The organism is Asticcacaulis taihuensis (genome assembly GCF_900100255.1).
Lineage (GTDB): Bacteria > Pseudomonadota > Alphaproteobacteria > Caulobacterales > Caulobacteraceae > Asticcacaulis > Asticcacaulis taihuensis.
The window spans coordinates 1-12,124 of sequence record NZ_FMTS01000008.1 but is presented as its reverse complement, the minus strand read 5'-3'; the positions used below and the strand labels follow the sequence as shown (position 1 = coordinate 12,124).

10 protein-coding genes are annotated in these 12,124 nt (G+C 61.9%); 7 read left to right on the top strand and 3 right to left on the bottom strand.

Annotation, left to right across the window (positions count from 1 at the left end; all coding sequences use genetic code 11):
- Positions 1-511: 511 nt before the first annotated feature.
- From typA to BLO49_RS15995, 5 genes are all read left to right on the top strand, one after another.
- Complete coding sequence (gene typA / locus BLO49_RS16015; RefSeq protein WP_090650419.1) at positions 512-2,350, top strand: translational GTPase TypA; 1,839 nt, start codon at positions 512-514, stop codon at positions 2,348-2,350.
- Between the two features lie 124 nt (positions 2,351-2,474).
- Positions 2,475-3,665 (top strand): acetyltransferase domain-containing protein, encoded by a 1,191-nt coding sequence (locus BLO49_RS16010; protein WP_090650418.1) that lies wholly within the window; start codon positions 2,475-2,477, stop codon positions 3,663-3,665.
- A gap of 203 nt (positions 3,666-3,868) precedes the next feature.
- Complete coding sequence (locus tag BLO49_RS16005; protein ID WP_090650416.1) at positions 3,869-4,474, top strand: hypothetical protein; 606 nt, start codon at positions 3,869-3,871, stop codon at positions 4,472-4,474.
- A 184-nt stretch (positions 4,475-4,658) separates the two neighbouring features.
- Positions 4,659-5,051: a hypothetical protein gene (locus BLO49_RS16000; RefSeq protein ID WP_090650414.1), complete on the top strand. Its 393-nt coding sequence runs from the start codon at positions 4,659-4,661 to the stop codon at positions 5,049-5,051.
- Between the two features lie 32 nt (positions 5,052-5,083).
- A complete protein-coding gene (locus BLO49_RS15995; protein WP_090650413.1) occupies positions 5,084-5,443 on the top strand; it encodes a hypothetical protein in 360 nt (119 codons plus the stop codon).
- Positions 5,444-5,642: 199 nt separating this feature from the next.
- Here the strand turns inward: BLO49_RS15995 and BLO49_RS15990 are convergent, their stop codons facing one another.
- Both BLO49_RS15990 and sodC read right to left on the bottom strand, forming a co-directional pair.
- Complete coding sequence (locus BLO49_RS15990) at positions 5,643-6,215, bottom strand: hydrolase (RefSeq protein ID WP_090650411.1); 573 nt, start codon at positions 6,213-6,215, stop codon at positions 5,643-5,645.
- A 146-nt stretch (positions 6,216-6,361) separates the two neighbouring features.
- On the bottom strand, positions 6,362-6,901 hold the full coding sequence (gene sodC, locus BLO49_RS15985; RefSeq protein ID WP_090650410.1) for a superoxide dismutase[Cu-Zn]: 540 nt from the start codon (positions 6,899-6,901) through the stop codon (positions 6,362-6,364).
- 182 nt (positions 6,902-7,083) lie between these two features.
- On the opposite strand from sodC, the gene BLO49_RS15980 reads away from it, so the two are divergent.
- Together BLO49_RS15980 and BLO49_RS15975 are read left to right on the top strand one after the other, a co-directional pair.
- The gene (locus tag BLO49_RS15980) at positions 7,084-9,084 is read left to right on the top strand and encodes a DUF885 domain-containing protein (RefSeq protein ID WP_090650408.1); all 2,001 of its coding nucleotides are present in this window, start codon (positions 7,084-7,086) and stop codon (positions 9,082-9,084) included.
- A 17-nt stretch (positions 9,085-9,101) separates the two neighbouring features.
- Positions 9,102-10,904 (top strand): DUF885 domain-containing protein, encoded by a 1,803-nt coding sequence (locus tag BLO49_RS15975; protein WP_090650407.1) that lies wholly within the window; start codon positions 9,102-9,104, stop codon positions 10,902-10,904.
- A 134-nt stretch (positions 10,905-11,038) separates the two neighbouring features.
- Here the strand turns inward: BLO49_RS15975 and BLO49_RS15970 are convergent.
- The coding region (locus BLO49_RS15970; protein WP_139159715.1) for an alpha/beta hydrolase family protein at positions 11,039-12,124 on the bottom strand (1,086 nt) is incomplete at its 5' end.

Sequence of the window (12,124 nt, the reverse complement as noted above, 5' to 3'; positions counted from 1 at the left end):
TTCGGTTATAGAGCGCGCAATCTCAAACGATCCAACCCTTCCGGCCTCTCTAGTCGAGAGGCTTTTTTGGTGTTCGGAGCGGGAGAGCCCTGAGGGGCCCCCTCCGTCAGCGACACCGGCCCTTAAGGGCCTCGCGCTGACACCTCCCCCGTTTCACAGGGGAGGAGGGAAGGGTTCCTCCGTCGCTTCGCGCCACCTCCCCAGATGAGGAGGAGGAGAGGCGAGAAAGTAAGAACCCCCACCACCATTGGCTTCGCCAATGGTCCCATGGCTGGCGAAAGCTATACTTTCGCTGGCGCCAAACCCCGACAAGCGGGGAGGTACAAGAATGAAAGCCTGCCCATAGCGGGGAGGTACAAGATAGAAAGACCTTCCTGACCTGTTGGGGAGGTGCAAACGACAATAAAGCCGCCCTGACCCGTTGGGGAGGCTTGAAGATAAAGCCCCCTCCGGCGCTGCGCGCCACCTCCCCCATGAATAGGGGAGGCGTATATTGAATAAAAGGCCCTTTATGAACCTGCGTAATATCGCCATTATCGCCCACGTTGACCACGGCAAGACCACGCTCGTCGATGCCCTGCTGGCCCAGTCCGGCGTCTTCCGCGCCAATGAGGCGACCGTCGAACGCGCCATGGACTCCAACGACCAGGAACGCGAGCGCGGCATCACCATTCTCGCCAAGTGTACCTCCGTTCTGTGGAACGGCAAGGCGGGCGAGACCCGCATCAACATCATCGACACGCCGGGCCACGCCGACTTCGGCGGCGAGGTGGAGCGCATCCTGGGCATGGTTGACGGCTGCGTCATCCTGATCGACGCCGAGGAAGGCGTCATGCCGCAGACCAAGTTCGTGCTTGGCAAGGCGCTGAAGCTGGGCCTGCGCCCGATCCTCTGCATCAACAAGGTCGACCGTCCGCACGCCGATCCGGACCGCGTGCACAACGAAGCCTTCGACCTCTTCGCCGCCATGGGCGCCAGCGAAGAGCAACTCGACTTCCCGCACATCTACGCCTCCGGCAAGAACGGCTGGGCGACGATGGACCTCAATACGCCTTCGGAAAACCTGGCGCCTTTGTTCGACCTCATCGTCGAACACGTTCCCGCGCCGGCCGTGCAAAAGAATGTCGACCAGCCCTTCCAGATGCTGTCGGTGCTGATCGAATCCGATCCGTTCCTGGGCCGCCTGCTGACCGGCCGCGTGCAATCGGGCAAGGCCGTGCCGGGCCTGGCTATCAAGGCGCTGAACCGCGACGGCGTGGAAATCGAGCGCGGGCGCATCACCAAGGTTCTGGCCTTCCGCGGCCTGAAGCGTCAGCCGATCGACGAAGGCACGGAAGCGGGCGACATCTGCGCCATCGCCGGCCTCTCCAAGGCGACCGTGGCCGATACGCTGTGCGACATGAGCCTCGATACCGCCCTGCCGGCGCAACCGATCGATCCGCCGACCATCTCCATGACCGTGTCGGTCAATGACTCGCCGCTGGCCGGCCGTGAAGGCACCAAGGTGCAGAGCCGCGTGATCCGCGAGCGCCTGCTGAAGGAAGCCGAGTCGAACGTGGCCATCCGTGTCACCGAAAGCGCCGAGAAGGACGCCTTTGAAGTGGCGGGCCGCGGCGAACTGCAACTGGGCGTTCTGATCGAAAACATGCGCCGCGAAGGCTTTGAAGTGGCCATTTCGCGTCCGCGCGTCGTCTTCAAGACGGACGAGGAAACCGGCGAGAAGATGGAGCCGATCGAGGACGTGGTGATCGACGTGGACGAAGAGTTCACCGGCATCGTCATCGAAAAGCTCTCCGCCCGCAAGGCCGAGCTGAAGGACATGGCGCCTTCGGGGGCCGGCAAGCAGCGCGTGGTGCTGAAGGCGCCGTCGCGGTCGCTGATCGGGTATCAGGGCGAGTTCCTGACCGATACGCGCGGCTCCGGCGTGCTGAACCGCGTGTTCTCGCACTATGAAGGCTATAAGGGCCTGATCGACCAGAACCGCAAGGGCGTGCTGGTGTCGAACTCGGATGGTGAAACGGCGTCGTATGCGCTGTGGAACCTGGAAGAGCGCGGCGTGATGTTCGTAGGCGCCGGCGAGAAGACCTATATGGGCATGATCATCGGTGAAAACTCGCGTTCGGACGACCTGGACGTCAACCCGATGAAGGCCAAGCAGCTGACCAACGTCCGCGCCTCGGGCAAGGACGAGGCCGTCCGTCTGACGCCGCCGCGCCGTCCGACGCTGGAACAGGCCATCGCCTATATCGAGGACGATGAACTGGTCGAAGTGACGCCGAAGTCGATCCGCCTGCGCAAGAAGGAGCTTAATCCGAGCTTCCGCAAGAAGCGCGTGAAGGTAGATGCATAATGAGAACGGCCTCCGAAAGGGGGCCGTTTTTTGTTGCCGTAGATAAATTGCAACTGTGACTATCCGGCTTGCTAAAGCGGCAATTCGGCGTACTTTGGTTAACAAAGTCGTCGGGGAGCACGGCATGTCGGACGGGGTGGATGCTTTAAAGGCGGGGCAACGCCTCGCGGTAATTGATATCCTGCGTGGGCTGATCATCGTGATCATGGCGCTGGATCACGTGCGCAGATATACGCATATCAGCGGTTTCGCGCTCGATCCTATGGATTTTCATGTCAGCAATCCGATTCTCTTCGCCATGCGCTGGTCGGCGCACCTGTGCGCGCCGGCTTTTGTGTTTCTGGCCGGTGTTTCGGCCTGGCTGCAATATGTAAGGCTGCCGGATATCCGCCGGTTGTCCATATTCCTGTTGAGCCGGGGGGTATGGCTGATGGTGGTGGAGGTGACCATTGTGGGGCTGGGCTGGTCGTTCGGCTGGCCGGTGCCGGTGCTGCTGGGGATATTGTGGGCCATTGGCTGGTCCATGATCGCGCTGGCGGGATTGGTTTATCTGCCGCGCAAATGGGTGCTGATCGTGGGGCTGGTCATCACTCTGGGACATAATCTGCTCGATTCCATACATGCATCACAACTGGGGATGTTCGGCATTGTCTGGAACTTCCTGTATGAGCCGCGACTGTTCAGCCTGGGCGGGATGCCTGTGCTGGCACTGTCCTATTCGGTATTGGCGTGGATTGGGGTGATCGCGCTGGGCTACGGCATGGGCCACATCTTCCTGACGCCCGACCGGGACAGGCGGCTGATGCTGTTGGGGGCGGGATTGCTGATCCTCTTCCTGACCCTGCGCGGCGGTAATTTCTACGGCGATCCGCGGCCGTGGGCCATGCAGGCGCACCTGGAAGACACGGTGATGGACTTCATGAACGTGCAGAAATACCCGCCTTCGCTGCTGTATCTGTGCGTGACGCTGGGCGTGGTTCTGTTGCTGGCCCCGTGGCTTGAAAGGTTGCCGGCAAGGCTGGAGCGCATTCTTGGCACCTTCGGCGCCGTACCTCTGATGGCCTATGTCGCGCATTTGTACATCGTACATGCGGTCGCGATTGTGGCGCACCTGGCGATGGGCAAGCCGCTTACCGGGGCATTCAACAGCCTTTATATGTCCATCAAGCACCCGACGGCATTGCAGGGTACAGACCTGCCCTTATGGATGGTCTGGGTCTGCTGGGTTATCGTTATTGCGTTGCTTTATCCCGTCTGCCGGTGGTGGCTGGGTATCAAGCAGCGGCATAAAAACTGGTGGCTCGCTTATTTGTAGCCCGCCGTATTGATCCGGGGAGAGAATGCATTCCCCTCAACAAGCCGCCAGTCTGGGCAAATTAGGCGCGTCACGCCGACGCTTATGAATGTTTCCGCTGTTGATTGCGGTCAAACCGGCTGGCCCTTCCTTCCATTAGAAATACCTCCACAGTTTGCGGGATTTTGCCGACCGGCGGTTTTCACGCATGAAAGGAGAAAGACATGTCTTTAGCCAAATTATGGGTCATTCCGGCAGTATTGGTGGTAGCGGTGGCGGGCGAACCCGCGCAGGCGCAAGGCGGCGGCGGCGGCGGCGGCGGCGGCGGCGGCAGTGGTGGTGGTGGCCAGGGGCGTGGCGGGGCAATGAATATGCCTATGGGGACACGTACCACCGATCAGGACCGCCTCAAGGATCAGGACCGCCTTAAGGATCAGGATCGTTTGCGCACGGATCAGGCTCTGCGCGACCAGATCAGCAACTGGAGCTTGCTGACGAGTGAGGAGCGCTCGCGCTTTCACCAGGAAATGCTGCAGGCATCGACGGACGCGGAGCGTACGCGCATTCGTACCGAGCATCGCAATATCATAGCGGAACGCGCGCGCGAACTGGGCGTTGATGCGCCGTTTGGTTCGGGCTCGGGGGCCGGCCCGGCACAGAATCGCTATCTGATGTCACTGCTGCTCACCGATCAGGAACGTTTGCAGTTTCATGAACGGATGCGCATGGCGGGCAGCGAAGCCGAGCGCGACCGCATCCGCAATGAACACCGGGATATGGTGCATTCGCGCGCCCGTGAAATGGGCATTGATTTACCCGACGGATTCTAGGGCGCGCGCCTCGCAGACATCACCCCCGCCGGTCTGGCGCAGGTGATGTCTGCGTTTCAGGGTTGCTGTCCAAAAGCGTTCGAAAGAGGTGTTTTGTTTTTCTTTTGTTCCCATGGTTGACTTTATCCACAATATAGAACAAAATGGGAACATTGATCATGTTATTCCCTTGAGGATGTTCGTCATGCTGGATAGCAAAGTCTATACATGCCCGCCGCAGGTGAAGGATTTGCCGCGCGACACCCGGATTGGCGCCACCTGCCGGAATTGCGGGCGTCAATGGGGAGAGAGCGTGCAGGGGCTGATCGACAGGCACTTAGGCGTGGAATTTGTCGATCTGCTCGAATGGAAATATCGCTGCCGTGATAAGGCGTGCGGCGGCATGGTGCGGATCGCCATTAATGGTGAGGCGCCGTCCGTGCCGCAGGTGAGCCCGCGTGTCTCCGTATTGGCGCGGCCGAAGCGGGTGGAACGGCCACTTTATCCGGTCAAGGCGGTGGTCAAGCCGCGGCCGCGTATCGCCCCGGTCATTCCGGCGACGAAACGGCAGTTATCCTTGCCGTTGGTTCCACATTGAGTTTTTAGGGCAGGGCAGCTTAGGGTTCGGGCATGAGTAAGGTGCCTGTTTCCAAGCCCCATTCCGCTGCCGCCTGGTGGCGTCTGCTGGCGGTTTTTGTCTTTGCGGCCGTGCCGGCGGTCAGCCTGCCGCTGTTTATCAGCCATCTTTATGCGGTGCGGCCGCATGTGACCGATGCGCCCGGCGGGTTTGTGCTGCCGCATTACCGGAATGGCGTGACCTGGTATTTCGCCCATTCCGACGAAATGCTGATCCGCGGCCTGTCCTTCTGGCTGCTCGCCGCGGTGATCCTGCTGTTGTTTGTCGGTGGCCAGATGATCCGGCGGCGTCTGAAGCAATGGCTGAAGCCGCCGGTGACCGAAGCGGATGATAAAACGGCTGGGGCCAGATGACATTGGTTTTCGCTTATTCTAAGTCCTCCCCTCTTGGCGGGGAGCCGGGCGGCCGGTGCCGGGGTCCCGCAAGGGGGGTAAGACAGGCGGGCGTGGCCTTACCCCTCCGTCTCGACGTGCTTCGACCTGCGGTCGGCGCTTGCTCGCCACCTCCCCTCCAAGAGGGGAGGATTAACGATTTCAGCTGACATCATCACGGCTAGGCCAGTGTGATATCTGCCGTTTTGACCACGCGGGAAATGCGCGGGAAAATGTACTTGAAAGATGCCGCATGGGCCTCGGCGGCATTGGTGGTGCAAGCGTCTTCGACCACGACGAGATTGTAATTGCGCTCCCAGGCGTCGCGCGCGGTGGATTCGACGCCGATATTGCTGGCGATACCGGCCAGTACGATCGTCTGGATGCCGCGCCGGCGCAGGTGCAGGTCGAGGTCCGTGCCGTGGAAGGCGCCCCAGTTGCGTTTGTGGATGATGATATCGCCGTCCTGCTTCAGACCGTCGACAAATTCGTAGAAAGCGGGGGGCAGGCCATCGGCGGGGAGAGGCGCCGGCTGGTCGACCGGCTGGTTCAGGGCGTCGGCATAGTCCTTCGCCCAGTAGACGCGGACGAGGAAAACCGGACTGCCGGCGGCACGGAAGCGTTCGGCCAGGGATTTCGCTTTCGACACCACGTCGGTACTGTCATGGGGCGCGCGGCCGGGTGTGGCAATGCCCTTTTGCAGGTCGATCAGGACGAGGGCAGTGGTGCGGGGATCAAGCGGGGGGAGGGACATGGCGCTGCCTTATTGATAATAACCCCGGAGCCCTTGGTTTAGCAAATGGGAGGCGTGAATGTCCAGGTAAGATGGCCCCTCACCCGATCGCCGTCGCATTGCGCGGCTCTCGTCCTCTCCCCATAGTCATGAGGAGAGGGGATTTATTATTGTAACGCCGCGCAGGCGACACGGACGCCAGCGCCACCGATCGGCTGGGTGGTGTAGTCATCCGCCATGGCGTGAATGACCACGGCAGAGCCGTCGCTATCCATCAGGGCGGGCAGCTTGCCGTCTTCGCGGGCGCTGACGAAGGTGGAATAGACTTCTGCGGTGGCGGTGCCGTCGACATTGGCGAAGAGATTGGGCAGGTCGCCGGCGTCATTGGCGCCGGCATTGAGCAGGCCGTGGGTGACCGGGGTCATGTTATGGACATGGCCGCCGGCAGAGGCGAATTTCTCATCCGAGCAGGCGCCTTTTTCATGGAAGTGCATGGCGTGCCAGCCGGGGGTAAGGCCCTTGGCCTCGACGCGCAGGATGACGCCGTTCGGCGCCGGTGTGATGGTGACGCTGCCCATATCGGCACCCTCAGGGCCGGCCAGCTTGCCGGTCAGGGTATCCGAAGCGGGTGCCGGGGCGGGCGTCGATGTTTGCGCCAGCACCGGCGTGGCAATCAGGGCGAGGGCGGCGAGGCTGTAACGGATCATGCGAGGGCTCCCGGTTTGCGAATAATTCTGAATAAGGCGTTCGTAGCATCCGCGGCATAAGGAAACCATAAGGGAATAGGGCTGCGGATCGTCAGATGACAAACTATTCATGTGCGGGCGGTTGCGGGCGAGACAAGTTCGGCATAGGTTCGCCGTCATAATAAACCATAAAGTGGGTTCTTATGATTGATCGTCGTTTTCTGGTGGGCGCCCTGGGTGCCCTGCTGGGCCTGACCGCCACGGAAGCCCTGGCCGCCGCCAAAAAGAAAAAAACGGCCGCGAAGAAGACTTCGGGCAAGAAGAAATCAAGCAAAACGACGAAGAAATCCAGGGGCAAGGCTGCCCCGAAAAAGACCGTAAAGAAGGCGCCGCCGCCAAAGCCGGTGGAACCGCCGCCCCCGCCGATCCCCGAGGTGACGCCGCCGGAAGTGGCCCAGGCCCTGACCTCGGCCTTTGGCGCCATCCTGCGTGATATGTTGCTGGCCTCGCCGGTGTTGGCCACCTATGCCGGGCTCGACAAGCCGGAATATGGCGAATTCGCCGCCCTGAAAGCGAAGGTAGATGACCGCGGTGCCGCCGCGCAATCCGCGCATGTCACGCGGCTGCAACGCGCCGTCGATCGCCTGAATGCCATTCCGCGTGATCAACTGGCGGCCGCCGACCGGGTCAATTATGACGCCGTGCTGTGGGACAACAGCAACCAACTGACCCTGGCGCGCAGCTTCACTTTTGGCGATGCAGCCCCCTGCGCCGGGCTATGGAGCGGCGGCTTCCCCAACCCCTACATCATCAGCCAGCTTTCGGGCTCGTGGCAATATATTCCGGACTTCCTCGACAGCCAGCACACCATTGAAAGCACCGCTGACGCGCAAGCCTATCTCAGCCGCCTGACGGCCTGGGCCGGTGTGCTCGATCAGGAAACGGCGCGGGCCAGGGCCGATTTCGCGCGCGGCGTGGTGCCGCCTGATTACATCATGAGCAAGACGATCGCGGCCATCACCGCCCTGCGCGACGCCGATCCGGCGACCTCCGGCCTGGTGACCTCGCTGGTGACGCGCACGGCGGCTAAAAACATAGCTGGTGACTGGCAGGCCCAGGCCGTGGCCATTGTTGCCGGTCCGGTGAAGGCGGCGCTTGGCCGCCAGGTTGATGCCCTGACCGCACAGCAAAGCGTGGCGAAACACGATGCCGGCGTGCTCAACCTGAGCAATGGGGCGGCCTATTATGCTCAGTGCGTCAAGCTCAATACCTCATCCAGCCTGACGGTGAAGGACATCCACAAGCTGGGCCTGCAAAAGGTCAGCGAGATCACCGCCGAACTCGATACGCGCTTCCGGGCGATGGGGCGCAGCCAGGGCACCGTGGCCGACCGCATGAAGGCCATGTACAAGGACCCGCAGTATCTCTATTCCAATGACGACGCCGGCAAGGCGAAGCTGCTCGATGATCTGAACACCAAGGTCAAGACGGTGCAGATCCGGCTGCCGCAATGGTTTGGCGTGCGGCCCAATACCCAGGTTCAGGTCAAGCGCGTGCCGGTGGCGATCGAGGCCGGTGCGCCGGGCGGCTATTACAGTCCGGGATCGGTCGATGGGTCGCGGCCGGGCATGTATTACATCAATCTGCGCGATATTTCCGAGTTGCCGAGCTGGACCCTGCCCACGCTCACCTATCACGAGGCCATTCCGGGCCACCATCTGCAAGGCACGATCCAGCAGGAGACCAAGGGCCTGCCGATGCTGCGCAAGCTTTCCAGCTTCAATGCCTATGTCGAGGGCTGGGCGCTCTATGCCGAGCAACTGGCCGGCGAGATGGGCATGTATGACAGCGATCCGGCGGGGCGCATCGGCTATCTGCACGACGCCCTGTTCCGCGCGGTGCGGCTGGTGGTCGATACCGGCATTCATGGTTCGGGCTGGAGCCGCGAGCAGGCGATCACCTACATGATGGATACGGCCGGCAAGGCGCAGGGCGAGGCCACCGCAGAGGTGGAACGCTATTGCGTCTGGCCGGGCCAGGCCCTGGGCTACATGGTCGGCAAGCTGGAATGGCTGAAGCTGCGCGATGCCGCCAAGGCCAAACCGGGCTTCGATATCAAGCGCTTCCATGATGTCGGCCTGACCTGCGGCGCCGTACCGCTGGATGTGCTGGATGATGTTTATAAGGCTGCGGGCCTGATCTGATGAAAAGGGATAGTTCCATGATCAATCGTCGTAATCTGCTGGCCGGAGGTTCCGCCCTGGCGGCCGTGGCGGTCACCGCCTGCTCGAAGCCGGTGGCGAAAGCCGCCAATCTCAACACGCTGTTCCAGTCGATGTACGACGAGACGGTGGCCAATTCGCCGATGCTGGCCACTTCGCTGGGGTTGGACAAGGACAAGCTGGCTCCGCTGAAATCGAAGCTCGATCCGGCCACGCCGGAAGAACGCGCCCGCCTGACCGCCTATTATGAGAAATCGGCGACCGCCCTGAAGGCAATCGACCGCAAGACGCTTTCCGGCATGGACCGCATCAATTACGATACCGTGCTGTGGGATACGGAAACGACGCTCGAAGGGTACAAGAGCTTCAAGTTCGGCGACGGCGGCACCTATTGGGGGCCGTACCCGATCACGCAGCTTACCGGCAGCTATCAATCGGTGCCGGACTTCCTCGACAGCCAGCACTCGATCGAGACCAAGGACGACGCCGACGCCTATCTCAGCCGCCTGAACCAGTACGCCCAGTTGCTGGATCAGGAAACGGCGCGCTTCAATGCCAGCATCGCCGATGGCATAGTGCCGCCCGATTTCGCCCTGCAAAAGGCGATCCGGCAGATGGAGACTCAAAGCAGCACCAAGGCGGACGCCTCGCCGCTGGTGCAGTCGATCGTCAACCGCACGAAGGACAAGGCGATTGCCGGCGACTGGTCGGCGCCCGCGACCAAAGCCTATCAGGAGGCCATCCTGCCGGCGCTCGGCCGCCAGATCGAGGCGCTGAAGGCCGCCCTGCCGAAAGCGACGCATGACGCCGGGGTCTGGCATATTCCGAACGGCGACGCGCGCTATGCCTTTGGCGTCAAGGCCAATACCTCGACCACGCTGACACCGGATGAAATCCACCAGATCGGCCTCGACAAGGTGAAGGAAATCTCAGCCGAGATGGACGCCATCATGAAGGCGCAGGGCATGACGAAGGGCACGACCGGCGAGCGCCTGGCGGCCATGCACAAGGACCCGAAGTTCTGGTATGAAAACACCGACGCTGGCAAGGACAAGCTGCTGGCCGACCTGAACAGGCAGGTCGAGGTCGTTTTCGCCAAGCTGCCGCAGTTCTTTGGCGTGCTGCCGAAATCGAAGGTGACGGTCAAGCGCGTGCCCAAGGCGACCGAGCTGGGTGCGCCGGGCGGCTATTATCAGGGGGCTTCGCTCGATGGCAAGCGTCCGGGCGCCTATTACATCAACCTGCGCGACACGAAGGAAGTGCCGAGCTGGACCCTGCCGACGCTCACCTATCACGAGGCGATCCCCGGCCACCACATGCAGATATCCATCCAGCAGGAAAACAAGAACCTGCCTGAACTGCGCAAGATTTCCGGCTTTAACGCCTATATCGAGGGCTGGGCGCTCTATGCCGAACAACTGGCCGGCACCGATATGGGCATGTATGAAACCGATCCGTTTGGTCATATCGGTTACCTGAGCGACGCCATGTTCCGCGCCTGCCGCCTGGTGGTCGATACCGGGATGCACGCCAAACGCTGGAGCCGCGAACAGGCCATGGCCTTCATGATGACCAATCTGGGGGATTCAAACGAGACCGAGATCGAGCGCTATTGCGTCTGGCCGGGTCAGGCGCTGGGCTATATGGTCGGCAAGATCCAGTGGCTTAAACTGCGTGCGGCGGCCACTACCAAGGCGGGCGCAGGTTTCGACATCAAGAAGTTCCATGATACCGGACTTCTGTGCGGCGCCGTGCCGCTCGATGTGCTGGAGCAGGTCTATAAGGATGCGGGATTAATTTAGAGCACTTTCCGAAAAGTGTGACGCACTTTTGGCTTCGCCGAACTACGTTTCGGATTAAAAAGTGCGTTAAAGCAAAGAATTAGAGCGCCGATCTGATGCAATCAGATCGGCGCTCTAGCCTGGCGCGCAGTCGCCTACCTTGCCGGACTATTCGCGGCGAGGAAATCGACCACGGCCTGCGCGGTTTGCAGACGGCACGCTTCGGTGGCGAGGTCGTGGCCGCAGTCGGGCAGTTCGGTATAGCTGGCAGTCTTGCCGGCCTTTTGCAGGCGATCGCGCAGAGACCGGCTCTGGTCGGCGGGCACGGCCTTGTCGTAGTGACTGGCGACCAGCAAAACCGGCGCTTTGACCGAGGGCGCCGATATGGCCGCCGGTGTCTGGCTGCCGTAATAGCCCTGCACCAGCGCCGGTGAACGGGCATCAGCCATGAAGGCCCGCTGCGCTTGCGGATCGGCCCTGAGCGCGGCAATTTCGTCAGCCACGGCGTTCTGTTTCGCCGTCTTCAGATAGTCCGCCGGGTCGGAGATGCCGTTGATGGCGATGGCGCAGCGATAGGGCCCGCCTTCTGCACCCTTGAGCGCCGCATAGCCGCCATAGCCCTCACCGGCGATGCAGACCCGCTTCGGATCGATTATCCCCTGGGCCGCCAGATAGCGCACGCCATCAGCCATGTCGCTCAAGCTGCGCCCGGCCCACTGGCCCTTGCCGGCTGCGGTCAGTGCCGCACCATAGCCCTCCGAGCCGCGGTAATTGGGTTGCAGCACCACATAACCGCGCGACGCCAATACCTGGGCCAGCCAGTTGAAACCGCGTCCGTCGTGCCACAGTGGGCCATCATGCGGCAGCACGACCAGCGCCCGGTGCTTCGCTTCGCCCTGCGGCGGCAGGGTCAGTTGCGCCGATATCGCCAGACCGTCGGCGGCGGTGTAGCGGACCTGCCGCTGCGACGCCACCCATTCGGCCGGCACCGACGGATACTGGCTGCCGATATCGACGCGCTTGCCGGTGGCGAAGTCATAATAGTGCCACGAGCCGGGATCGTCACCGCCCTGGGCGAACAGGATCATCTGCGCCGGATCGCGGCCCATGGCAGCGACACGCACGGACTGGCCCGGCGCCGTATCGAGCGCGTGCCGGTAGATATCCGCCAGGTCAGGATCGAAGAAGGTGTAGGTGGTGATCTCGCCATCATGGGCAAAGCCGGACAGGGCGCCGCTCTC